Annotated in this window: 17 protein-coding genes, 1 tRNA gene, 1 other RNA gene and 1 pseudogene; 15 read left to right on the top strand and 5 right to left on the bottom strand. The window is 42.5% G+C overall.

Going from position 1 to position 25,915, the window contains the following annotated elements; all coding sequences use genetic code 11:
- The first annotated feature begins 2 nt into the window (after nt 1–2).
- The 5 genes from speE to aguB all read left to right on the top strand — a co-directional run bounded on the left by speE (nt 3) and on the right by aguB (nt 5,329).
- The gene (gene speE, locus RFK25_RS00260) at nt 3–860 is read left to right on the top strand and encodes a polyamine aminopropyltransferase (protein WP_044687998.1); all 858 of its coding nucleotides are present in this window, start codon (nt 3–5) and stop codon (nt 858–860) included.
- On the top strand, nt 860–2,119 hold the full coding sequence (locus tag RFK25_RS00255) for a saccharopine dehydrogenase family protein (protein WP_332410575.1): 1,260 nt from the start codon (nt 860–862) through the stop codon (nt 2,117–2,119). Before speE ends, RFK25_RS00255 begins: the two co-directional genes overlap by 1 nt.
- Nucleotides 2,120–3,247: a carboxynorspermidine decarboxylase gene (gene nspC / locus RFK25_RS00250; protein WP_332410573.1), complete on the top strand. Its 1,128-nt coding sequence runs from the start codon at nt 2,120–2,122 to the stop codon at nt 3,245–3,247.
- Nucleotides 3,244–4,347, top strand: a complete 1,104-nt coding sequence (gene aguA, locus RFK25_RS00245) for an agmatine deiminase (RefSeq protein ID WP_332410571.1) — start codon at nt 3,244–3,246, stop codon at nt 4,345–4,347. Before nspC ends, aguA begins: the two co-directional genes overlap by 4 nt.
- A gap of 106 nt (nt 4,348–4,453) precedes the next feature.
- Entirely contained in the window at nt 4,454–5,329 is an 876-nt protein-coding gene (gene aguB, locus RFK25_RS00240; protein WP_332410569.1) for an N-carbamoylputrescine amidase, read from the top strand.
- A gap of 302 nt (nt 5,330–5,631) precedes the next feature.
- On the opposite strand, the gene RFK25_RS00235 is transcribed toward aguB, so the two are convergent.
- Entirely contained in the window at nt 5,632–6,225 is a 594-nt protein-coding gene (locus RFK25_RS00235; protein ID WP_332410566.1) for a TVP38/TMEM64 family protein, read from the bottom strand.
- Between the two features lie 110 nt (nt 6,226–6,335).
- Between RFK25_RS00235 and ssrA the strand changes: the two genes are divergently transcribed.
- The 3 genes from ssrA (at nt 6,336) to add (ending at nt 7,930) form a co-directional block, all read left to right on the top strand.
- Nucleotides 6,336–6,683, top strand: a transfer-messenger RNA (tmRNA) gene (ssrA, locus tag RFK25_RS00230).
- Nucleotides 6,684–6,685: 2 nt separating this feature from the next.
- Nucleotides 6,686–6,773, top strand: a tRNA-Ser gene (locus tag RFK25_RS00225).
- Nucleotides 6,774–6,922: 149 nt separating this feature from the next.
- A complete protein-coding gene (gene add / locus RFK25_RS00220; RefSeq protein ID WP_443035543.1) occupies nt 6,923–7,930 on the top strand; it encodes an adenosine deaminase in 1,008 nt (335 codons plus the stop codon).
- A gap of 47 nt (nt 7,931–7,977) precedes the next feature.
- On the opposite strand, the gene RFK25_RS00215 is transcribed toward add, so the two are convergent.
- From RFK25_RS00215 to RFK25_RS00205, 3 genes are read right to left on the bottom strand one after another with little or no spacing between them, the layout of a single operon-like run.
- Entirely contained in the window at nt 7,978–8,760 is a 783-nt protein-coding gene (locus RFK25_RS00215) for a hypothetical protein (protein WP_029189080.1), read from the bottom strand.
- Nucleotides 8,761–8,776: 16 nt separating this feature from the next.
- Nucleotides 8,777–9,484 (bottom strand): ABC transporter ATP-binding protein, encoded by a 708-nt coding sequence (locus RFK25_RS00210; RefSeq protein WP_044777772.1) that lies wholly within the window; start codon nt 9,482–9,484, stop codon nt 8,777–8,779.
- A complete protein-coding gene (locus RFK25_RS00205; RefSeq protein WP_332410560.1) occupies nt 9,477–9,851 on the bottom strand; it encodes a GntR family transcriptional regulator in 375 nt (124 codons plus the stop codon). The genes RFK25_RS00210 and RFK25_RS00205 overlap by 8 nt, the downstream gene beginning before the upstream one ends.
- 154 nt (nt 9,852–10,005) lie before the next feature.
- On the opposite strand from RFK25_RS00205, the gene RFK25_RS00200 reads away from it, so the two are divergent.
- From RFK25_RS00200 to pyk, 3 genes are all read left to right on the top strand, one after another.
- Nucleotides 10,006–13,116 (top strand): DNA polymerase III subunit alpha, encoded by a 3,111-nt coding sequence (locus RFK25_RS00200; protein WP_332410558.1) that lies wholly within the window; start codon nt 10,006–10,008, stop codon nt 13,114–13,116.
- Nucleotides 13,117–13,198: 82 nt separating this feature from the next.
- On the top strand, nt 13,199–14,209 hold the full coding sequence (gene pfkA, locus RFK25_RS00195; RefSeq protein ID WP_332410555.1) for a 6-phosphofructokinase: 1,011 nt from the start codon (nt 13,199–13,201) through the stop codon (nt 14,207–14,209).
- Nucleotides 14,210–14,274: 65 nt separating this feature from the next.
- The gene (gene pyk / locus RFK25_RS00190; RefSeq protein ID WP_332410553.1) at nt 14,275–15,780 is read left to right on the top strand and encodes a pyruvate kinase; all 1,506 of its coding nucleotides are present in this window, start codon (nt 14,275–14,277) and stop codon (nt 15,778–15,780) included.
- Nucleotides 15,781–15,863: 83 nt separating this feature from the next.
- Here the strand turns inward: pyk and RFK25_RS00185 are convergent.
- Nucleotides 15,864–16,151: pseudogene (locus RFK25_RS00185) on the bottom strand (tyrosine-type recombinase/integrase); the annotation flags it as partial.
- A 319-nt stretch (nt 16,152–16,470) separates the two neighbouring features.
- Between RFK25_RS00185 and RFK25_RS00180 the strand changes: the two are divergent.
- The 4 genes from RFK25_RS00180 to RFK25_RS00165 all read left to right on the top strand — a co-directional run bounded on the left by RFK25_RS00180 (nt 16,471) and on the right by RFK25_RS00165 (nt 25,907).
- Nucleotides 16,471–23,091, top strand: a complete 6,621-nt coding sequence (locus tag RFK25_RS00180; protein ID WP_332410551.1) for a ZmpA/ZmpB/ZmpC family metallo-endopeptidase — start codon at nt 16,471–16,473, stop codon at nt 23,089–23,091.
- 1,061 nt (nt 23,092–24,152) lie between these two features.
- Nucleotides 24,153–24,659, top strand: coding sequence for a GNAT family N-acetyltransferase (locus RFK25_RS00175; RefSeq protein ID WP_332410548.1), 507 nt, complete (start codon nt 24,153–24,155; stop codon nt 24,657–24,659).
- A gap of 64 nt (nt 24,660–24,723) precedes the next feature.
- Complete coding sequence (locus RFK25_RS00170) at nt 24,724–25,629, top strand: hypothetical protein (protein ID WP_332410545.1); 906 nt, start codon at nt 24,724–24,726, stop codon at nt 25,627–25,629.
- 122 nt (nt 25,630–25,751) lie between these two features.
- On the top strand, nt 25,752–25,907 hold the full coding sequence (locus RFK25_RS00165; protein WP_332410684.1) for a DNA mismatch repair protein MutT: 156 nt from the start codon (nt 25,752–25,754) through the stop codon (nt 25,905–25,907).
- The last annotated feature ends 8 nt before the right edge of the window (nt 25,908–25,915 follow it).

The raw sequence follows: 25,915 nt of genomic DNA, 5'->3' as shown, positions 1-25,915 counted from the left end.
CGATGGAAATGTGGTTTTCAGAAGTCCAAACGCCCGATGTTAAGTTATCCATTCGCACCAGCCAGCAGCTCTATGCTGGAAAAAGCGAATACCAAGATATAGCTGTATTGGACTCGCCAGCCTTTGGAAAGATTTTGACCCTCAACGGCCGTGTCCTCTTTTCAGATGCAGATGATTTTGTTTACAACGAAATGGCCGTCCATGTACCCATGGCCGTCCATCCCAATCCCAAGAAAATCTTGATTCTGGGTGGGGGAGATGGTGGAGTTGCTCAAGTTCTCAGTATGTATCCTGAAATTGAACGTATTGACGTTGTAGAGCCAGATGAGTTGTTGGTTGAAGTGTGTCGTCAGTATTTCCCAGACTATGCATCGGGTTTAGAAGATGAGCGGGTCGAGGTTTATTTACAAGATGGTCTGCGTTTCTTGCGCAACTGTGAGAACGAATATGACATCATCATCAATGATGCGACAGATCCATTTGGGCATACGGAAGGACTCTTTACCAAGGAATTTTATGGTAATGCCTACCGAGCTTTGAAGGAAGATGGCATCATGGTTTACCAACATGGTTCGCCATTTTATGACGAAGATGAGTCTGCCTTTCGTTCCATGCACAGAAAGGCGACCCAGTCCTTCCCTATCAGCCGTGTTTATCAGGCCCATATTCCGACATCTGCGGCAGGCTATTGGTTATTTGGCTTTGCCTCTAAAAAATACCATCCCATTGAAGATTTTGATAAGGAAAAATGGAAGGCACGTCAGCTTTTCACAGAATACTATACCGCAAACTTGCATATTGGAGCATTTCTCTTGCCCCGTTATGTCGAAGACATTTTAGAAGAAGAGGAGAAAAAATAATGAGTCGTTTGTTAGTAATTGGTTGTGGCGGAGTTGCCCAAGTTGCCATCAGCAAGGTTTGCCAAGCAGAAGATACCTTCACGGAGGTCATGATTGCCAGCCGTACCAAGTCCAAATGTGATGATTTGAAGGCTGCCTTAGAAGGAAAAACTTCCGTAAAAATTGAAACTGCCCAAGTGGATGCGGACAAGGTGGAAGAAGTGATTGCCTTGATTGAAAGCTACCAGCCAAAAGCTGTCTTGAACGTTGCCCTCCCTTACCAAGACTTGACCATCATGGATGCCTGCTTGGCGACAGGTGTGGACTACATCGACACCGCCAACTACGAGTGTGAGGACACCGAGGACCCAGAATGGCGGGCTATCTACGAAAAACGCTGTGCAGAAGAAGGATTTACGGCTTACTTTGACTATTCATGGCAGTGGGCTTACAAGGAGCATTTTGAAAAAGCAGGGCTGACAGCACTTTTGGGATCCGGTTTTGATCCAGGTGTGACTAGTGTATTTTCTGCCTACGCATTGAAACATTATTTCGATGAAATTCATTACATCGACATCTTAGACTGTAACGGTGGGGATCATGGCTATCCATTTGCGACCAACTTCAACCCTGAAATCAACTTGCGTGAAGTTTCAGCACCAGGTTCCTACTGGGAAAATGGTAAATGGGTAGAAGTTGAAGCTATGTCTATCAAGCGGGAATATGATTTCCCAGAAGTGGGCCCTAAAGATATGTACCTCCTCCACCACGAAGAGATCGAATCGCTAGCTAAGAATATTCCAGGTGTCAAACGCATTCGTTTCTTCATGACCTTTGGTCAATCCTACTTGACCCACATGAAATGCTTGGAAAATGTAGGCCTCTTGCGGACAGACCCTATCAATTTCAACGGACAAGAAGTAGTGCCTATCCAATTCCTCAAAGCATTATTACCAGACCCAGCTAGCCTAGGTCCTCGTACTATTGGGAAAACCAACATCGGCTGTATTTTCACAGGTGTCAAAGACGGTGTGGAGAAAACCATCTACATCTACAACGTATGTGACCACCAGGAATGTTACAAGGAAGTTGGTTCACAGGCTATTTCCTACACAACTGGCGTGCCTGCTATGATTGGAACCAAGCTTGTCATGGACGGAACTTGGAAAAAACCAGGTGTATACAACTTGGAAGAATTGGATCCAGATCCATTTATGGACCTGCTCAATCAATACGGATTGCCTTGGCAAGTTGTTGAAAATCCAGTTTTGGTGGACTAAATGAGAATCGATCAAGTTCCAACGCCAGCCTATGTCATTGACGAGGCTAAGCTGGTCAATAATTTAGAAATTCTCAAGTCTGTCCAAGACCGCACAGGCTGTAAGGTACTTTTGGCTCAAAAAGCCTTTTCCATGTATGCCACCTATCCACTAATTAGCCAATACCTAGCTGGAACCACCGCATCAGGACTCTATGAAGCCAAGCTGGGTCGTGAGGAATTTAGTGGCGAAGTCCATGTTTTTGCACCAGCCTTTAAGGATAGCGACATGGATGAGCTTCTGGAGATTTCTGACCACATTATCTTCAATTCAGAGCGTCAGCTCCGCAAGCATGTGGACAAGTGCAGAGCAGCAGGAGTTAGTGTCGGTTTACGCATCAATCCCGAATGCTCCACTCAAGACGAGCATGCCCTTTACGACCCCTGTGCAACAGGCTCTCGCTTTGGTGTTCGCATTGACCAGTTTTCAGAAGACCTGCTAGACTTGGTGGATGGCCTGCATTTCCATACTCTCTGCGAACAAAATTCTGATGATTTGAAAACGACCTTGGATGCTGTTGAGGCCAAATTCGGTCCCTACCTTCACAAAGTCAAATGGCTCAATATGGGTGGTGGCCACCATGTGACCAGAGAAGATTATGATGTAGAATTGCTGATATCCTCCATCCAGCATATGCAGGAAACCTACGGGTTGGAAGTCTACATCGAGCCAGGAGAAGCCATTGCACTCAATGCGGGTTATTTGGTGACAGAAGTTTTAGATATCGTTGAAAATGGTATTGAAACGCTAGTGTTAGACGCATCAGCTACCTGCCATATGCCTGATGTCTTGGAAATGCCCTATCGCCCACCCCTTCGTCATGGCTTTGAGGCTGGAGAGAAGGCTTTTACTTACAGACTGTCTTCCAATACCTGTCTGACGGGCGACATCATCGGCGATTATTCCTTTGAAAAGCCTGTGGAGATAGGTGACAAGCTCTATTTTGAGGACATGGCCATCTATTCTTTTGTCAAAAACAATACCTTTAATGGCATTGGTCTGCCAAGTTTGGTCTTGATGGACAAGGCTGGCGACTGCCGTATTATCAAGGAATTTGGTTATGACGATTTCAAGAGGAGGTTGTCATGATAGAAAGTCCAAAAGCGGCTGGCTACCGCATGCCTGCTGAGTACGAGCCCCATCATGGCACCCTCATGGTGTGGCCGACTCGCCCAGGATCTTGGCCCTTTGATGGTCAGGGGGCAAAAAAAGCCTTCAGCCAGGTCATCAAAACCATTGCTGAAAGCGAGCAGGTCTATCTCTTGGTGGATGAAGCACACCGTGAGGAGGTCCAATCCATGCTGGGTGATGGTGTTACCTACCTGGACATCACCACCAACGATGCATGGTCTCGGGATACAGGTCCGACGGTTTTGGTTCATGAAAATGGCAGAGCTTTGTCTGTCGATTGGGCCTTTAACGCTTGGGGCGGAAGCTATGATGGTCTTTATCAGGACTATGAGGCAGATGATCAGGTGGCTAGTCGATTTAGTCAGGCCATCGGTCTGCCAGTCCATGATGCCCATCCCTTTGTCCTAGAAGGAGGAGCCATCCATAGCGACGGTGAAGGAACCATCATGGTGACCGAATCCTGTTTACTCAGCCCAGGCCGAAATCCTTATCTGACCAAGGACCAGATTGAGCAAGTGCTTCTAGATACTCTCGGAGCTGAAAAGGTTCTCTGGCTCCCATACGGTATCTTCAATGATGAAACCAATGAGCATGTAGACAATGTTGCAGCCTTTGTTGGTCCAGCCGAGATAGTTTTAGCCTGGACGGATGATGAGGCAGACCCCCAATATGCCATGTCCAAGGCTGATTTGGATTACTTGGAAAAGCAAGTGGATGCCAAGGGCAGAAAGTTGACCATCCACAAACTGCCTATTCCAAAACATCCTATTCTAATAACTGAAGAGGACTTGCCAGGCTATGTTTATGAAGCTGGGGAGGAAGAAAGGACTGTTGGAGAACGTTTGGCGGCTTCCTATGTGAATTTCTACGTCAGCAACGGTGCGGTTCTGGTACCTCAGTTTACTGATGAGCATGATGCGCAGGCACTTGAGCTCCTCGCGCAGCTTTTTCCTACCAGAAAAGTCGTCGGTATACCAGCCCGTGACATCCTGCTTGGGGGTGGGAATATCCATTGCATCACCCAGCAAATACCCCTTTATGGGGCTAAATGTCCCTGATATTGCGTCAAGTCGGTTTGGCATACTCTAGTATAGCCTGTACCGTCTTTCCTTATCTCAGGAACATTCTATCTCCCATAAAGAATTTATGAAAAGGATAAATAATATGAGAAATGTTACTGTTGCAGCTGTTCAGATGCAGTGTAGTCAGGATCTTGAGGGAAATCTGGCGACCGCAGAGCGTTTGGTCAGACAGGCTGCTGGTCAGGGAGCGCAGATTATCCTCCTGCCTGAACTCTTTGAGCGTCCTTATTTTTGTCAGGAACGCCAGTATGATTATTATAACTATGCCAAGTCTGTAGAAGAAAATGATGCTGTTCAGCACTTTATTCCTATTGCCAAGGAATTGCAGGTGGTTTTGCCCGTTTCTTTTTATGAAAAGGATTGCAATAGCCTGTATAACTCGATTGCAGTTATTGATGCGGATGGGACAGTTTTGGGAGTTTACCGCAAGACCCACATTCCTGACGACCATTATTACCAGGAGAAGTTTTACTTCACACCGGGCAATACTGGATTTAAAGTCTGGGAAACTCGTTATGCCAAGATTGGTATCGGAATATGCTGGGATCAATGGTTTCCAGAAACCGCCCGCTGCCTAGCTTTGAATGGAGCGGAATTGCTCTTTTACCCAACAGCTATTGGTTCGGAGCCGATTTTGGATACAGATAGCCAAGGACATTGGCAACGAACTATGCAAGGTCATGCTGCAGCCAACATAACACCAGTCATTGCGGCCAATCGGATTGGCTTGGAAGAAGTACAGCCTTCTGCAGAAAATGGAGGACAGTCTTCTAGCCTGCGTTTCTATGGTTCCTCCTTTATGACAGATGAAACAGGTGAATTGATTGAAAAAGCGGGACGTGAGGAGGAAGCTGTCTTGCTTGCAACCTATGATTTGGACAAAGGTGCGCGTGAGCGCTTAGACTGGGGACTCTTTAGAGACCGTAGACCGCATATGTATCAGAAAATTACAGAATAAATAAAACGGGAGCGGGAAAGAACTCGACTGGTCAAAAAAAGAGTTCGTCAACAAGTCCTTATTTCCAGTTGTTGAGCTGAAACAGTCTATCCCCAGACTGTTTCACTCCCACCCCCGCACAGCTCCAAAGGTTCGGGGAACTTTTGGAGGTTGGAAATAGAGCGAACTTTGTTCGCAACAGTCGTAATGGTCAGATTTTGAGTGTAAAAAACGAACAAATCTGCCAATCAACCACTGCGTTGAGATGTTAACACGAACCCTGAGAAGCGAGGTTGAGCTTGAGCCCAGCCTCGTTTCGTCTATTATTTAAGGAATTGTTGTAAAAATTGGCTTCCATAAATCCAAAAGAAGCTGTAGGCAACGATGGAAAATGGACGACAGAGGAGAGTGATGGTGATAAATTTTCGATAACTCATACTAGTTAAGCCTGTAATCATGACAACAATATCGGCAGGAGATACTGGTGAGAGCATACAGATAATAAAGAAAATATCATAACCTCGTTTATTATCAATTTTACTTTCATACTTGTAAAAGGTTTCTTCGCTCATAAACAGTAAGCAGAATTTTTTTCCATAACGACGAGCCAACCAGAAGAGAATGATACTTCCGATGGAGATGCCGACATAATTCAGAAAGAATCCCCACCAAAAATTGAAGACTAAGAATCCTACAACAGTAGTAACCCCACCAGGGATAATTGGAAAAACAACTTGGACAATCTGAATAGCCAAGAATGAAAGACTGCCAAATGCACCTAGACCTTTGATGAACTCAGAAAATACATTTTGGTCATTTAGAATGCCAATTTTGTATAACCAAAATAGAAAAATAAATGTCCCTATCAGTGTAATAATACTCAATACTTGAATTGCTTTTTGCCAGAATTTATACATAATTATATTGTACCATATTTCAAAAAATATTAAAATTGTAAGGAAATTGTAAAAAATAGTTTTGCTTTTTGCGAAAAAATCTGCTATAATAATTTTTGTATCAAACCTAAGGGGTTGTTACGGATTCGACAGGCATTATGAGGCTTGTTCTGCAACTCATCGGCAGATGTAAAAATGCCAGTTAAATATAACTGCAAAAAATACAAACACTTACGCATTAGCAGCTTAATAACCTGCCTGCGTGACCAGTCGCGAATTGCTTGTGTTTGCTGATTGGTCTTAAAATAACAAGCTACGTTGGGATTGAGTCAGGCTGTTCCAAAAGAGATGAACTGACTCGCTTGTGCTAGGTTTGAGTTATGTATCGAGTCCAAGTTAAAGCAAGACATAACCTATGGTTGTAGACGAATAAGTTAGCAGGTGTTTGGACGTGGGTTCGACTCCCACCAGCTCCATATATGGAAGATTACTCAAGAGGCTCAAGAGGCCGTGTTGGAAACGCGGTAGGCGTGTAACAGCGTGCGTGGGTTCGAATCCCATGTCTTCCGTATGGCAAGAACGATGAAAATCGTTCTTTTTTTCTTGCACTTGAAACTATCTAATAAGAATAATGTTCATTTTTTGTGAAAATTATCTTGTAATTTGTCAAAAATGTGATATGATAGTTAACAATATACTTACGAAAGAGGAATTGTTGATGTTGAATGTACAAGAATTAGCCAAGACAGAATTGCATTGCCATTTGGATGGTTCCTTATCTTTATCGGCAATTCGACAGCTTGCCCAACTGGCAGAAATTTCCATTCCAGACAAGGATGAGGAACTCAGGAAATTGGTCAGTATAGAGGGCAAGGTTGATAGCCTGATGACCTATTTGAAAACCTTTGACTTTGTTCGACCTCTTCTTCAAACTGCGGAAGCGCTGGAATTAGCTGCCTACGATGTTCTAAGCCAAGCGGCTGAAGATGGCGTTCTATATATTGAACTTCGTTTTGCACCAGAATTATCGACTGACAAGGGGGTGACAATCCTGGAAGCTGTGAAAGCCGTCTTGCGTGGGATGGAAAAGGCTCAGGAGGAATTTGGCCTAGTTGCCAAGCTCTTGGTCTGTGGCTTGAAACAAACTGATCCAAGTCAGACCAGAGAAATCTTTTCTGTTATTGCTGATTTGGCACCCAAAGGATTGGTTGGCTTTGATTTTGCTGGAAACGAGGTAGACTACCCAACTCAAGAGCTGGCTGAGTTGATTGACTACACACAATCTCTAGGTTACCCCATGACCTTCCATGCTGGTGAGTGTGGTTGCGTGACCAATGTAGCCCAAGCTCTGGCCTTGGGTATCAAGCGGATTGGACACGGAACGGCTCTTAGCGGTCACGCTGAGGCTATTCAGGCTTTTGTCAATAGCGGAGCAACGCTTGAGATGTGCTTGACTTCAAATCTCCAGACCGGAGCTGCCCAAACTCTAACAGCCTTCCCCTATGAACAGCTGGTTCAAGCGGGAGCAAAGATTACCATCAATACTGATAATCGAACGGTTTCCAACACAAACCTAAATAAAGAATATCAGCTATTTGTAGAGTATTTTGGAACGACCAAGGAAGAATTTTATCAATTCAACAGAAATGCTATTCAAGCAAGTTTTGCCAGTGAAGAAGAAAAGGCAAACTTACTTGATGTCCTAGCCCAAAAGTATAATTTGTAAAAAGAAAGCTCTAGGCCATGTCAGAACGACCGGCAAAGAGCTTTTTCTTATTGCAAATTTAATTTCTTAGTCATGATAAAGTGTGTACCAAAATAGTAGGCAAAGGCCAGAATGATATTGATCAAGGCCAAGATTGGACTTGGGTATAACGGTAGTGCGGCATTATAAAGGTTCTCTAGATAATTGGTAAAAATGAGAGCTCCAAACACACCGAGAACAATTGAAATTCCGATATAGGTTAAAATGGCAAACAGTAGACGGTGGTCTTTAAACAGTTGACCAACAGAGATGGAGAAGTAGATGAGCAAGATTCCCATTGTTGACTCAATTAGCATATAGAATAGATGTGCAAATATGACAGGCCAGTCTAATGCTTGTACAACAGTATGCAATTCAGGAATCATGATTTCCTCAGTTCCGAGCATGAGAACAGCTAAAATGATTCCGATTGAAAGAACAATGGTAACTCCTGCTAAAAAGTACCAAACCAGTGAAGCTACAAGTTTGCTGAGGATAATTTGGTGGCTGGAGACAGGTAAGGTCATAGTTAAATAGCCCTGACGACCATAGACATTCTTTCTAAAACGATTGATGACCATGAAAAAAGTTGATAAGCCGAGGGCAGCAATCAGGATACCGAAGGTCATGAAGGATGTACCGAAAAGAACCATTTCAGCACCACCAGGTTCAGTGCTTCCAGCTTGTGCCCGTAAGGTCAAAGCTTGTAACCAGAATCCAAGTATTGCAGATAGGACCAATGCCCCTGCATAGATTCCTAAATACCATTTTCCAACAGATTGAAATTCATATTTGAGTAATTTCTTAAACATAGCAATCTCCTTCTAACTAAGCCTTAAAGTCTTGGCGGAAGAGTTCGTCAATAGACTCGCCACTTTCAATACGAAGGTCATCCACGTTTTCATGGCGAATAACGCTACCGTATTGAAGGAAAATTACTTCGTCCAAAATCTGTTCAACATCTGAAATCAAATGAGTGGAAATAATAACAGAAGCGGTTGGCGAATAATTATTAACGATGGTTTTTAGAATGTAATCCCGAGCAGCTGGGTCAACACCACCAATTGGCTCGTCCAAGACATAGAGTTGTGCCTGACGGCTCATTACCAAGATCAGCTGAACCTTTTCCTTGTTCCCTTTTGACAGGTGTTTCATGCGACTGTTCAAGTCAATCCCCAAGTCTTGCAAGAGATGAAGAGCTCGTTCTTTATCGAAGTCTGCATAGAAATCTGTAAAGAAGGTGATAGCATCAGAAACTTTCATATTTTCATCAAGATAGGTCGTATCTGGCAAATAGGATACGATTGCCTTGGTTTCAGGTGAAGGAGTGCGACCGTTGATAAGGACTTGACCATACTCAGGTTGCAATAGTCCATTGATGAGTTTGATAAGAGTTGTCTTACCAGAACCGTTAGGTCCCAAGAGTCCAATAATCTTACCAGCAGTTAATTTCAAGTTAACATTGTTGAGAGCTACAGCTCCACCATAGGATTTTGAAACCTGTTGTAATTCGACCAGGGTATATGCGTTATTCATAAGACGCTCCTTTCAAATAATCATCTAACTGGTGGGTTAATTCATCTTGATTGAAGCCCAAGTCCAGCATATTGGTCACAAAGTTTTCAAGTTCTTTCTGTGCCAAATGCAGTCGGGTCTGTGAAATCAATTCTTGATTGTCTGTGACGAAACGTCCTGTTGTGCGGACCGAGTAAACAAATCCCTCTGTTTCCAAATCAGACAGGGCCCGTTGCACCGTGTTTGGATTGACACCAGCTGTTTCAGCCAAGTCACGAACGGTTGGCAATTTATCTCCCGATTTTAGTTGATTGGTCACAATCTGTAATTTTATAGTATTACTGATTTGAATATATATGGGCATATTGTTGTCAAATTTCCAAGCCATTATTCTTTCCTTTCTAGGCATTTTTTTGCCAATACCTATGTTCTAACTAAATAATACAATAAAACATGATAAATTGCAAGTCTTTTGATTGAATTTCTTAAAAATATTTTCCTAGAATATTTGGTATAATAGAAGAAATAAAAAGGAGAAGACCATGCTGGCACAACTAGATACAAAAACCGTCTATACCTTTATGGATAGCATGGTGACGATTGAAGAATATGTAAAGAGAGCCAAGTCGTTGGGCTACCAAGCCTTGGGGATGATGGATAAGAATAGTCTATATGCGGCTTACAGTTTTATGGAAACTTGTCAGAAGGCAGGCATACAGCCAATCATCGGCTGTGAATTGGACTGGCAGTTGGAGGGGCAGGAGCGAGAAGTGACTACTCAGTTGATTGCCTTGACCACCAAGGGCTATCGAAATCTCTTGAAAATATCGACTGCAAAAATGACTGGACAGGATAACTTTGAAGATATTCGCCAGTATTTAGTGGATATCGCTATCATCATTCCCTACTTTTCAGGGATTGAGCAGCTGGATATTGGGTTGGATTATTATATCGGAGTGACTAGGGATACACCTGTTCAAAGCTTCCATGGCCCTATTCTACCCATCCATACGGTTCGTTTTTTCGAGGAGAACCAGTTGGAGAGCTTGCAGGTTCTTCATGCCATTCGGGATAATGTGCCACTCAATCAAGTGACGGATATAGACAAGCGGCAAATCCTCTTATCAGCGGATAGCCTGACCAGTCTATTTTCCAGTCGTTTTCCTCAGGCGGTAGACAATCTGCGTGATTTGGTTGTAGGTATTTCCTACCAATTAAACACAGACTTGAAGTTACCTCGTTTTAACCGTGAACGGCCTGCGGTGGAAGAATTGCAGGAGAAAGCCTATCAGGGCTTGGAAGAAAAAGGTTTGACGGGGGCTGTCTATCAGGAACGCTTGGAAAGAGAGTTGTCTATTATTCATGAGATGGGCTTTGATGATTATTTCTTGATTGTCTGGGACCTGCTCCGCTTTGGACGTAGTCAGGGCTATTATATGGGTATGGGACGTGGTTCTGCGGTCGGTAGCTTGGTTGCCTATGCCTTGAATATTACGGGCATTGACCCCGTTAAACACCATCTGCTCTTTGAACGTTTTTTAAATAGGGAACGTTACACTTTGCCAGATATTGATATTGATATTCCAGATATCCATCGCTCTGACTTTATTCGTTATGTGCGGGATCGCTACCGTTCGACCCATGCTGCCCAGATTGTGACCTATTCGACTTTTGGAGCCAAGCAGGCTATCCGCGATGTTTTCAAACGCTTTGGAACACCTGAGTATGAGTTGACCAATATTACCAAGAAAATCTCATTTAAGGATAATCTTTCATCAGCATATCAACGTAACGCAGCCTTCCGACAGATTATCAACAGTAAAATCGAGTACCAAAAAGCCTTTGCCATTGCTCAGCAAATCGAGGGCCAACCTCGCCAGACTTCCATTCACGCAGCCGGTGTGGTCATGAGTGACGAGGAATTGACAAATACCATTCCCTTGAAAATAGGGGACGATATGCTGGTGACCCAGTATGACGCTCATGCAGTAGAGGCCAATGGCTTGCTCAAAATGGATTTTCTTGGTTTGCGAAATCTGACCTTTGTACAAAAAATGGCAGAAGGGGTTCGAGAGCGTCACCAGAAAGAAATTGACATTGCCCAAATTGATTTAGAAGATAGAAAAACCTTGGAACTTTTTGCGGCAGGTAAGACCAAGGGGATTTTCCAGTTTGAACAACCGGGTGCCATTAGCCTGTTACAACGGGTTCGACCAGAGCGTTTTGAGGATGTGGTAGCCACCACCAGTTTGAACCGACCTGGTGCCAGTGATTACTCGGATAATTTTGTCAAACGCAAACACGGGCAGGAAAGAATTGATCTGCTAGATCCTTCAATCGCACCGATTTTGGAAGGGACCTACGGCATCATGCTCTATCAGGAGCAGGTTATGCAGATAGCTCAGGTCTATGCAGGTTTTACATTGGGGAAAGCCGACTTGCTTCGTAGGGCCATGTCCAAGAAAAATGCCCAAGAAATGCAGGCTATGGAAAATGAGTTTCTGGCAGGTGCGCGTGAGCGAGGACATGAGGAAGGAAAAGCCAGAGAAATTTTTGCTATGATGGCTAAGTTTGCAGGTTACGGTTTTAACCGCAGTCATGCTTATGCCTATTCGGCCCTAGCCTTTCAGATGGCCTACTTTAAGAGCCATTATCCAGATATCTTTTTTGATGTCATGCTCAATTATTCTAGCAGTGCATATATTGAAGATGCCCTGCAATTTGACTTTAAAATTGCCAAATTATCAATCAATACCGTACCCTACTATGATAAGTTTGACAAGGACAAGATTTTTCTGGGCTTGAAAACCTTGAAAAGTTTACCTAAGGATTTTGCCCTCTGGATACTGGACCAACGGCCATACAAGTCCGTGGAAGATTTTGTCTTGAAACTTCCTGACAATTATAAGAAGAAAGAACTCATGGTTCCTCTTATTCAAATCGGTTTGTTTGATGAGTTTGAACCCAATCGAAAGAAAATTCTAGAAAATCTAGACAATCTCTTTGTCTTTGCTGAGGCATTTGGAACCTTTTTTGCGGAGGAAAATTATAGCTGGACAGAGGCAAAGGATTTTAGTGAGGCTGAAAAATTCGAATTGGAACAGAGCTTGTTGGGAGTTGGCATTAGTCCACATCCCCTGGTCAAAATCTGCCGTGAGTCCAAGCGAACTCTTACAGACCTAGCTGATTTGGTGGTAGCTAGTCGGGTGACCATCCTAGTACAAATTCAATCCATCCGCTTGATTCGGACCAAGAAAACGGGTGAACAGATGGCCTTTCTCCAGGTAACCGATACCAAGAGAAAGCTGGATGTGACGCTCTTTCCAGAAAGCTATCGTCAATTTTCTCAAGACCTGAGAGAAGGGGCGATTGCTTACATGACAGGAAGGGTACAGGAACGAGATGGACAAATGCAACTGGTTTTAGAACAATTGGAGCCAGTCAGTCTGGAAAAATTTTGGATTTTGTTGGAGAACAAGGAGCATGACCATGCAGTTGCTCGGATTTTGGAAAAATATAAGGGAAGTATTCCGGTCATTCTCCACTATCAAGATTCCAATCAGACTATTCAAGCGGAGCATTATAAGGTTATGAAAACGCCTCAATTAGAGGAAGAGTTGAGAGAATTTGCAATGAAAACGGTTTTTCGATAAAAAATAGCAAAAAGTCAAGCAAGTTCTTTTTAAGTGTGTTATAATAAGGCAGTTAAATTGAAAATTTAAAGGAGCAAATGGAATGAAGCGTATTGGTGTTTTGACCAGTGGTGGAGATGCCCCTGGTATGAATGCTGCCATCCGTGCAGTTGTTCGCCAAGCAATTTCAGAAGGAATGGAAGTTTATGGTATCAACGAAGGCTATGCTGGTATGGTAGCTGGTGATATTCACCCATTGACAATTCGTTCAGTTGGTGACATCGTCTCTCGTGGTGGTACTTTCCTTGGTTCTGCTCGTTATCCAGAATTTGCCAAATTGGAAGGCCAACTTAAAGGGATTGAGCAGTTGAAAAAACACGGTATTGAAGGTGTTGTTGTTATCGGTGGTGATGGTTCTTACCACGGTGCAATGCGTTTGACAGAGCATGGCTTCCCAGCTGTAGGTGTACCAGGTACGATCGACAACGATATCGTTGGTACAGATTTCACTATCGGTTTTGATACTGCTGTTACAACCGCTATGGATGCCATTGATAAGATTCGTGATACATCATCTAGTCACCGTCGTACTTTCGTTATCGAAGTAATGGGTCGCCATGCAGGTGACATCGCTCTTTGGTCAGGTATCGCTGCTGGTGCAGATGTTATTGTTGTGCCAGAGGAAGAATTCGACATCAAAGATGTGGTTTCAAAAATCAAACAAGGTTACGAAACAGGTAAGAAGCATAGCATAGTTGTCTTGGCAGAGGGTGTTATGCCAGCTGCACAATTCGCTGAAGAATTGAAGGCTGCTGGTGATGTGAGCGATCTTCGTGTAACGGAACTTGGACACATCCAACGTGGAGGTTCACCTACTGCTCGAGACCGTGTTCTTGCATCGCGCATGGGTGCTCATGCTGTTAAGTTGCTCAAAGAAGGTCGTGGTGGTCTTGCTGTTGGTATCCGCAATGAGCAAATGGTTGAAAACCCAATCCTTGGGACTGCAGAGGAAGGCGCATTGTTTAGCTTGGCGGAAGATGGTAAGATTATTGTCAACAACCCACATAAGGCTGACTTGGGTCTCGCTACTTTGAACAGAGAAATCTCGTTCTAAATCAATTTGTATAATTTTGTTTAATAGGTCATAAGACCATTAAAAAATAAAGGAGTTTTGTTAAGATGAATAAACGCGTTAAAATCGTTGCAACACTTGGTCCTGCGGTAGAAATCCGTGGCGGTAAAAAATTTGGTGAAGATGGTTACTGGGGTGAAAAACTAGATGTTGAAGCTTCAGCGAAAAATATTGCCCAATTGATTACTGAAGGTGCTAACGTATTCCGTTTCAACTTCTCACATGGTGACCACCAAGAGCAAGGTGATCGTATGGCGACTGTACGCCGTGCAGAAGAAATCGCTGGTAAAAAAGTTGGTTTCTTGTTGGATACAAAAGGTCCAGAAATCCGTACAGAATTGTTTGAAGGTGAAGCTAAAGAGTTTGCTTACACAACTGGTGAGAAAATCCGTGTTGCAACAAAGCAAGGTATCAAGTCAACTCGCGAAGTAATCGCTTTGAACGTTGCTGGTGGTTTGGATGTATTTGACGATGTTGAAGTTGGTAAACAAGTTCTTGTTGATGACGGTAAACTTGGCTTGACTGTTGTTGAAAAAGATGCTGAAAAACGTGAATTTGTAGTAGTTGTTGAAAACGACGGCGTTATTGCTAAACAAAAAGGTGTAAACATCCCTAACACTAAAATTCCTTTCCCAGCGCTTGCAGATCGTGATAACGCAGACATCCGCTTCGGTTTGGAGCAAGGTTTGAACTTTATCGCTATTTCATTCGTTCGTTCTGCAAAAGACGTAGAAGAAGTGCGTAACATCCTTAAAGAAACTGGTAACGAACACGTTCAACTCTTCTCAAAAATCGAAAACCAACAAGGTATCGACAATATTGATGAAATCATTGAAGCATCAGATGGTATCATGATTGCTCGTGGTGACATGGGTATCGAAGTACCATTTGAAATGGTTCCAGTTTATCAAAAAATGATCATCACTAAAGTGAATGCAGCTGGTAAAGCAGTGATTACAGCGACAAACATGTTGGAAACAATGACTGAAAAACCACGTGCAACTCGTTCAGAAGTTTCAGACGTATTTAACGCTGTTATCGACGGTACTGATGCTACAATGCTTTCTGGTGAGTCTGCAAACGGTAAATACCCAGTTGAGTCTGTTCGCACAATGGCAACAATTGCTAAGAATGCACAAACTCTTCTTAACGAATACGGTCGTTTGAATTCAGATAACTTCAATCGTGCTTCTAAGACAGAGGTTGTTGCATCAGCAGTTAAAGATGCTTGCCACTCAATGAATATCAAGTTGGTTGTAACAGTTACTGAAACTGGTTATTCAGCACGTGCTATTTCTAAATACCGTCCAGATTCAGACATCTTGGCAGTAACTTTCACTGAAAAAGTTCAAAAATCATTGATGTTGAACTGGGGTGTGATTCCGGTTGTGACTGAAAAACCTGAATCAACTGATGATATGTTTGAATTGGCTGAGCGCGTTGCTAAAGAGCAAGGTTTGGTTGAAGCTGGCGATGATATCGTTATCGTTGCGGGTGTTCCAGTAGGAGTTGCTGGTTCAACAAACACTATGCGTATCCGCACTGTAAAATAATTTATAAGAAAAAGCCTATTGTATCAACGTTTCTGCGTTGTTCAATAGGTTTTATTTTCGTTTTGGGGCATTTTTGGGGCAAACTATAAAGGTAATTCATCAATAACTTCAATAACTTTCTCCTTCATCTTGTTGGTGACGTGGGTATAGATTTTCATAGTTGTATCGCTATCTTCGTGACCTACCCTGTCCATTATCGCTTTCAATGGCACTCCTTTTTCAGCTAGAAAGCTAACTAGGGTATGTCTGAAGATGTGAGAAGTGATTGGTTTATTGATAGGCTTTGGTAATCTTTGATTGGCAGCTTGAATTGATTTATTAAAGGCATTGCGTTGCAACGGCACTCCTTTATCAGTCACAAAGATATACTCTCTAGTTCTTCTAGTAACGACTATTATTAGTTACTGGCTACTGGCTTCCTCTATTTTTAAGAGAGATTGATGTTATTGGTGCTTAATGGGCATCAGTTCACAACTAAAATAATGAGATTGAAAAACGAATGGTGATGTTGAGTAAGATATGTTATTCAGTATTGCTCATTCGTTTTTTAGTTGCACGCCAGATTAAGTATGTGTCTACTGTAATGCTTCAAATAGAAGCTTTTCGGTAGACAGTAAGCCGTAATACTTGTTTCCTTATCCTTGAGAGAGTATAATGGAAGGGTATATTTTAAAGGGGATTTGAGAAATAATGAACAAACATTTCAATGAGAAAGAAGAGCGTTTTTCACTGCGTAAACTATCAGTAGGTCTTGTTTCAGCAACGGTAGCAAGTCTATTTTTTGCAGCTTCCGTGGCAGCTGCACCTGCTGTTAGTGCTCAGTCAATCAACTATACATATGTAACTGAGCAAGAGTTAACCGAGGCTGAAAAAGAGCTCATTATTCGGGATTTGCCAGGTTTAGCACAGGCGACGGATGCTAATTATTATTTAGTCTATCGTCCGGTCGGAGCAAGCAAGGCATCTACTGTTGTAAATACAAACAGTCGTTCGGAAATTTTACCGAAAACAGGTGTTATGGAAACAGGCGCAATGGCCCTTGCTGGAATTTCTCTCCTTGTTCTTGCCATAAAAATTGGCAAAAAAGGGAGGAAGGAGCTTGCAGGTGTTATTTTATTAGCGGCTACTGGTGCAAGCTTCTTGGCACCAACCAGCTCGGCCTTGACCAGTCATATTTTGGCTCAGTTCAACCATGCGGTAGAAAGAACAGCAGGCCAGGCCTTGCCAGCGCCAGCTGAAATTGAAGGCTATGTCTATGTGGGCTATTTTAAAGATAGCAGAGCAGAAGAGAAATTGTCTACGGAAGCCCAAAAAATGCCTGAAAAAGAATCTGTAAAGGATACTACAGAAGAAACAGTTACGGAAGTTCCGAATACAGCACCAAGTCATCAACTGCCAACTGTTGAGATTTCTGAAAAGATCATTACCAAGTCAGAGGTGATTGCTTTTGATACTCAGACGGTTGAAAATCCTGCCTTGGCAGAAGGAACTGAAAAGGTAATCCAAGAGGGTCAAAATGGTGAGCGTACTATCACAATTAAGCAGACATTTGCAGCTGGTCAGCTTTTGAAGGAAGAGGAAGTTTCGTCAGAAATTTCTAAGACAGTCACACCAAAAATCATCGAGATTGGAACCAAGAAAGCTGAGGCAACCATAGTTACCGAAGTTCCTCAAACTGCTCCAACTCATGAGCTTCCAGCTGTAGCTATTACTGAAGAAGTGTCATCACATACAGAATCTATTTCTTTTGAAACAGAGGAAGTCTATGATGATACCTTACCAGAGGGAACTAGGCAGACCGTTCAAGCTGGGCAGGCAGGGCAAAAGACCTTTGAGGTTAAGAAAACATTCGCGGATGGCCTTCTCATCAAAGCAGAAGTCCTTTCTGAAACAGTCAGTCAGGCTCCTGTTAATCAGGTAGTGAAAGTTGGAACCAAGAAGGCAGAAGAGCCAGCCATTACAGCTCTTCCAGATACGGCTCCTAAACATGAAGTTCCAGAAATGGTCTTGACGGAAGATACGATTACAAATACGGAGGCTATTCCATTTGAAACTCAAGTTATCTACGATGATAGCTTGGCTGAAGGCACACGAAATGTGGAACAAGTTGGTAAAGCCGGAGTTCAAACGACTGTTATCAAGAATTTCTACGCTGATGGTGTTTTGCTTAAATCTGAGCAAGTTTCAAGCTCCGTAACAAGCTTGCCAGTGATGGAAATTGTTCGTCTTGGTACAAAGAAAGCTGATGTGGTTACCACGGAAACAGAGCAAGATACCAAAGTCCTTCCGTTCGAGATTAGTTATCAAGACGATGCGACCTTGCCAGTTGGAGAAGAAAAAATCATTACTGCTGGTCAAAACGGTCTTGCCACTATTACAACAACCTATACGGTCATTAACGGTGTTCGTCAAGCAAATCCTACAGTTACTGAATTGGTAACTACTCAGCCAGCAGCTCAAGTTGTTGCTCGTGGCACGAAACCCGCTAGCCCAACTCCAGTTGAGGGGACAGAGGCTGTAAAAGAAACAGTTGAAATCCCATTTGAAACCAAGGTAAGCGAAAGTGCTGACCTCTATGTTGGCGAAGAAAAGGTTGTTACGGAAGGCAAAAATGGTAGTAAAAACATCACAACAACCTATGTGACAATCGACGGAGTTCGCCAGCCAAATCCAACTGTGACTGAAACAGTAGTAGTTGAACCAACAAGCAAGGAAGTTCTCAAAGGTACCAAACCAATCGAAGGAACAGAAACAGATAAGGAAACTGTAGCCATTGCCTTTGAAACCAAGGTAAGTGAAAGTGCTGACCTCTACACGGATGAAGAAAAAGTAGTGGTTGAAGGTAAGGATGGTAGCAAGGAAATAACTACTACTTACCAAACTATCAAAGGTGTTCGTCAGCCAAATCCAACTGTGACTGAAAAGGTTCTAGTTGAGCCAACGACAAAGGAAGTTCTCAAAGGAACCAAGCCAATTGAAGGTACGGAAGAAGACAAAGAAACGGTCGATATTCCATTTGAAACAGAATACATTGATGACCCAACACTTCTAGTAGGTAAGACTAAGGTTGTGACCAAGGGAGTAAATGGTTCTAAGACAGTAACGACAACTTACCAGACCATCAAGGGCGTTCGTCAGGAAAATCCTACTGTAACAGAAGAAATTACCAAAGAACCAGTTAAGCAAGTCATTGCGCGTGGTACAAAAGTTGAGAAAGTACCACAAGTGATTATCACAGCTCTGGTAGAAAATGACGATGCTAAGTCAGCGACAATCAGCTACAAGTTGACAGATGAAACTGCTAATTTCCTTAGAGCAGTTGCACTCTTGTATGACAATACAGGTGCTTTGGTTAAAGAACAAGCTATTGACGATCCAAATGGTCAGCTAACACTTGAAAATCTGGACTTCTACACAGACTATACTGTGAAAACTAAGATTTTCTATACATTAAATGAGCAAGAACAAAATTCTGAGCAAGAAGCTATTATTGAAAGCATGCGCCAGTTTGATCTAGTTTACAAGAAGATTGAAATCAAGGACATTGATGCAGTGACGGTTTACCGCCGTAAAGATGGTAAGTATGTCGGTCAAGAGTTTTTAGAAGAAATTCCAGCATCGGCTAATGAACTATTTATCAAAGTAACATCCGATCGTTTTAAAGAAGTCTATCTTCCAGTTTCTAGCGTTGAAGAAACGACCTTAGATGGCAAGGCAGTCTTCAAATTGGTTTCTTCCTTTGAACAGTTGGTAGAGGATAAGAACAGCCAATACGTTGCAAATCGTGAATTTTACATTCCGAAGATGGTAACGGATGCAAATACCTATACTTCCTTCAAAGCCTTGATTGACGCCATGAAGGCAAATCCAGGCGGCACATTTAAATTGGGTTCTCATTTGGATGCTAATGAAGTTCCTGTTGGAGATGTAGCTTCTTATGTTCAGAATTTTAGCGGTAGCTTAGATGGATTGAATGACGGATATGCTTTCTCAATCAGTAACTTGAAAGCTCCACTTTTCTATAACCTTGGTGGTAAAGTTCAAAACTTGGACATCAAGAATGCTCATTTACAGACAAGCACCACTAATCCTCTTGCTACAATTGCCGTTAATGCTAATAATGCATTAGTCACAAACGTGGCTGTAGAAGCCAACCTAAAAGGACTGCAAAACGTATCTGGTTTAGTTCATTCGGCAACTAATACGACTATCAAGGATGTATCCTTCAAGGGTAGTATCGAAGTAACCGGAACCGCTGCAAGTCTAACTGGTGGTATCTTGGGTAACGGTACGATGGCAAGTGTTGGAAATGCCAAGGTTGATGCAACTATTACTCTCCCAGGTACAGAAAACCAAGTAGCTGGTGGTATTGTCGGACGTACCATGCTTGTCTACGATGTACCAGGAAGTGTCTATAATTCGTACGCAACAGGCTCTATAGTGACGACAGAAACAGGTGGTATAGTCGGCGGCATTGCAGGTGCCAACCAAGTAACTGGTGCCTATGCTCCATATAGTGGTAATGTTAATAACGTTATCAGCGATATGACTGGTGCGACAAGTATTATCGGTCAACCAGCAAATCCAACCGGTAAGATTAAAGACGGCTTCACAACAACTTCAGACACATTGGGCAATGTCAAGGCTATCACGAATGAAGAAGCACAAGCAAAAGTTGAAGCTATGAAGATCCAAGCGACTTTGGAAGATTCAAAACCTCTCAATCTTAACCCTTATTCTGTCAATTATTTAACACTAGATAAGGCTCAGGCTGACCATGAAATTGCTTACTACAATATGGAGAAAATCCTGCCGTTCTACAACAAGGAACTCCTTGTTTACTACGGAAATAAGATTGCGACAGATGACAAACTCAACAGAGTTCGTTTGCTTGATGTTGTTCCAATGAAGGATAAGGATGTTGTTGCAGATGTCTACGCTGAGAAGGCTAATATCAATAAGATTATGCTTCACTATGCAGATGGAACGGTGGATTATAAGACTGTTTCTTATCTAGAAGACTTCAAGAATAATCATGTAGTAGAGTACACTATCTCAGGTACAGACTTGATTTACACGCCAGAATCATTCTTGAATGACAGAAGCGCCCTTGTTAATGACTTGGTAAGCAGTCTTTCTTCTGTAATCCTTGATTCGGATGCTATGAAGGCGGTTATCAACTATCCAACGACTTTGGATGCTAATACTCAGACTGGCACAGCTAAAGACTTCTACTTTGGTGAAAGCTATGACCAAGTGATGGCCAACCTAGAAAGCAATGTTCGTAAGATTTTGGTTGCTAGTCTAAATGGTCAAGGTCAGGCTTCTGAGGACTACATCAAAGAGAAAATCACTAACAATAAAGAAGCCTTCGTGCTTGGTTTGACCTACTTGAACCGTTGGTATGACATCAACTTCGGAGAGATGAATACCAAAGATTTGACCATCTTTGAACCTGACTTCTTCGGAAATGATGCTGCCTCTGCCCTTGATATGATTTTGGCAATTGGCAATGGTGGCTATGAGGTTCTTCGTGCCCATAACAACGTAAGTACCTATGCTGCAGCTATTGGTAAGCAAAATAACAAGGCTAGTCTATTCGACATGGTGGAAGCCTACCGTAAACTCTTCTTGCCAAATCTATCAGACAATGACTGGTTTAAACAAACAACCAAGGCCTATATTGTTGAGAGTAAATCGCAGGTTGCAGAAGCGGCAGCCAAGCAAGATAGCGCTGAGAAACATAGCAAGTACGCACTTGCTGTTTACGATAAGATTACCAATCCAGCTTGGGAATACCGTCAGATGCTCTTGCCTCTATTAACCCTGCCGCAAGAGGACATCTTCATCATCAGCAACATGAACACCTTAGCAGTAGGTTCCTACGAACATTATGTAGATGATTACAAAGACCCTGCTAAACGAGATAGTGTTCGTCAGTTGGTCGATAAGGCGGCTGAAATGCAGCGGGACAATGCTGACTTCTGGTATAAGATCCTTGATGATGAAAATCGTGACAAGCTCTTCCGCACGGTGCTAAATAATGAAGGCTTCCTGATGAATGGCCCAGATGGTCAGAAAGTCTATCGTAGTTTACTCGCCGATGTAGATGCAATTCAAGACTACTATGGCCCGATTAACAAGTGGTATGCAGAGGGTGGAACCAAAACTGCCTATGCAAACGGAAAAGAAACCTTCTATGTCCTCTATAATATGCTAGACAATTATGGTACAACTCTCTATACCCATGAAATGGTGCATAACCAGGATGGAAGTACCTATCTTAAAGGATATGGTCGCCGGATGGGACAAGGAATGGAAGTATATGCTGATGGATTGCTCCAAAACGTATCTTCTGTCGATCGCACAATCCTTGGTTTCAATGCTGTCTTCAATAGTGACGCTGCTAATCGTGTGCATGTCGGAGATCCGACTGCTCGTTTCAACAGCGAAGCGGACTTTAACCAGTATTTCCACAATCAATTTGATGTTCTCTATCTACTAGACTACATCGAAGGAATGACTGTCCTTGAAAAGCCAAATACCGTTAAGAAGGACTGGTTCCTCAAACTGGAAAATTACTACATTCAAGAAAATGGCAAAGATACCCATGCTGGTAACCGAATGGCGACCCTGACAGAGGAAGATGCTGCTAAATTGACTACATTTGATGACCTAATCAATGGAAGTATCATTGATCGTTATGGCTATCAAAGTGCTAAATACGACCAAAACTTACAACGTAATGGCTACTACAGCGTTCCGATGTTTGCAGGTAACTATTCAGCCTTGTCTAATCCAAATGGCTCGCCAGGTGACTTTATGTTCCGTCGCATGGCCTTTGAGCTAATTGCTGCCAAAGGTTACACAGATGGTTTTGTACCATATGCCTCTAATCAGTTGTCTGATTATGCCATGAGCCAGAATTCTATTACTTATGATACTTGGAACAAGAAAAATACAGGCTTGATTACAGATAAACACGTCTTTGACCAAGTCTTTAATGGCCAGTATGCAAGTTGGGAAGAGTTCAAGAAAGCCATGTTCATGGAGCGTGTGGATAAGGCCCAAGCAGGTAAATTGAAACCATTCACTATTCAGTATGAATTAGGTGTTGCAAACTCAACGAAAGAAGTAAGGATTGCGAGCTATGATGACCTTCAAAGATTGATTAGAGAAGCGATTGATGCGGATATTCAAAATAAATCTTATGGTAGCGATAAGAGCCGACTATCAACTTTGAAAATTAAGATTTATCAAGCCTTGATGCAATCAACAAACGACTTTAGAACATCTATTTTCAATCCATAATCTATTGAAAGAAGCTGGGCAAAAAGCCTATCACCACTTTTCAGAGTTCGTGTCAACATCTCAGCGCAGCGGTTGATTGGCAGATTTGTTCGTGTTTTACACTCCAAATCTGACCATTACGACTGTTGCGAACAAAGTTCGCTCTATTTCCAACCTCAAAAGGTTCACTGAACCTTTTGAGCTGTGCGGGGGTGGGAGTGAAACAGTCTGGGGATAGACTGTTTCAGCTCAACAACTGGAAATAAGGACTTGTTGACGAACTCTTTTTTAACTAGTCGAGTTCTTTCCCACTCCCTTTTTCCCATTTTTAGATAGACTAGTAACAGATCCAGCTATGGAACAGTGGAACAATGGTTATTCGGTCTAACCGTGAATGCTTGGACCTCCACTAGCTCTGGGAATTTTTTAGGTTTACCTATCAATCCCGGAGCGGAAGTATGACATTTTTTTCCGCATTTCTAATTTTCACATATAATTGAGCAACCTCAAGGAAGAAATTGAAATAGCCACAGATTATTTCGAGCTCTGGGTTTGGAATAGTAAATATAAAATTGTTTAAACAATTCAAGCAAAAGCCTTGAAAAATGAGGGGGGGGGGTGATATACTAGTAGTGGTATTTTATATATCGCCCTTTCTAGCTAGGGTAAAAGCTGCAAGATTGTCTACTAGAAAATGATTGTTTACCAATCAAATGATTTATTAAAGATAACTCTCCCCCCCCCAAAAAAAAAAAATCTAACTATCATTAAGAAAATTTTATTAGGAAAATAATTGGTTTCTTGTAGATTTTTAGCAGAAAATGGCAGGGTCCATCTAGCCTAGATGGACTCTATCAAACCTAGCGAAGATAAGTAGCTCTTATTCAGATGCGACTAGCAGTTATGATGGAAGAGCTTGTAGTTTCGTACGATTTACAATAAAATCCAATTCAATGAAAGTAAAAGGCTCTCTATTCTCCAGTCAGCTATTTCTGGTTTGGTAAGGAAGAGCCTTTTTATCTTGTTAATACCATGTAGAATGATATAATATAAAATGTACTGTTAAAAGTTTGAGGTAGTATATGTTTATCAAAGATATGGAAACTGAGAAGGAAATTCAAGGCAAGGCTTATGTTCATTGGAAGGCTTGGCAGGAAGCCTATGCTGATTTGTTACCGCAGGATTTTCTCCAAAAGACCTACACCTTGGAACGGTGTCAAGACTGGGCTGTCCGTTATCCTCAAAATATCTTGGTTGCTCTGGAGGATGACCAAGTCATCGGCTTTGTCTGCCATGGTGCCAGCAGTCAGGAAGATTTACAGGAGGCTGGCGAGATCTACGCCCTCTATGTTTTGGCGGATTTCTATGATCGTGGGATTGGCTACCAGTTGATGCAGGCGGCCTTGGAAAAATTGCAGAGCTACCATCGGGTTTCTCTCTGGGTATTGGAGGGGAATGCGCGTGCAATTGCCTTCTATGAAAAGGTTGGCTTCCGTTTTGATGGCCTAAAGAAAATTGTCAATCTAGGAGCAGAGCGAATAGAATACCGAATGATCTTGGAATTAGCAGACAAAAACTTAAAAGAATAATATAACAATCATTGAATGACCCGCTTTGATGTGCTATAATAAGGCTGAATCAAGGAGGGTTTTTATGATTTTACTGACCAATAATCGTTTACGTGTTGAAATTTCTGAACCAGGCGAACGGCCAAATGATACTTTTCGTTTTGATCGAGCAGGCTTTATTTCAGATGTTACACTGGATGGCGATACACACTTTGGTGCTAATGAGCCTATGAACCTACGGCATTTATCGTCTGGTGGTAGAGGGCTGTGTTGCGAATTTTCAGGAGATTTTTCTGCTGGGGCTCAAGTTGGTGACTATTTCCCTAAATTAGGTGTGGGCTTGATTAAGCAGGATAGTGAACTAGGTTACCAATTTGCCCATAAATACGATGAGGTCATTCCCTATCCTGTCACCTACAGCCATACGGAAACTTCTGCTACATTTTTTACAGAAGCGGTAGCTTGTTTGGGAATTGCTGCTGAGATTGAAAAGACTATTCGGATCGAGGAGAATACTCTTATTTTAGAAGCCACAATCACCAATGTTGGCGACAAGGCATTTGAAACAGAAGAATATTGCCATAATTTCTTGAGTATCGACGGTATGGCTATTTCACCGGATTACCATCTGGACTTGCCAGATATGAATGATCTGGGTCATGATCGCTTAGAAGGTTTTGGTGGCTATGACCATAACAACTTTATTGCGGATGGTAAGGCCATCACCTTCGAAAAATGTGAAACGGATGTTTCCCTCAGTGTTCTTAGCACCGATAAGGCAAACCTCGGTGATACATTTACCTGGAAACTCAGTCATAAGGGAGCCCAGGCTAGCGTAACTGGGATTGATAGTGTCAAGCCGACCAGCTTACTCCTATGGGCGACAGACCACATTGTCAGTCCAGAAATTATTCAGACCATTAGGCTTTCGCCGGGGCAAAGTCATAGTTGGACCCGTCGCTGGGTTTTTGAAGCCAATCCTCGATGGTAGTGTTCAGTCAAGGCTAGTCGGCCTTGGCTTTTTTTGATAGAATAGATGTACTTGGTTTCTATTGTTGATTGTGACAGAGAGAAATTGATTGACAGATTTGTTTTGAAATGTAAGGAGTTATGATGGCTAGAAAAGAAATGGTCACACTGACCAATATGTGTTTGATTGAGGATAAAGGTGGGAATGTTGTAGTGCAAATTCGGGATCCTGAACGCTATCGCTGGTCAGGAGTTGCTTTTCCTGGCGGGGATTGTGTCATAATAATGACAGGTGCTTAAAACGCTGT

The organism is Streptococcus sp. SS-4456, from assembly GCF_036680365.1.
Taxonomy (GTDB): domain Bacteria; phylum Bacillota; class Bacilli; order Lactobacillales; family Streptococcaceae; genus Streptococcus.
Note: the sequence above shows the minus strand (reverse complement) of the source record. Positions and strands in the feature narration are given on the sequence as shown.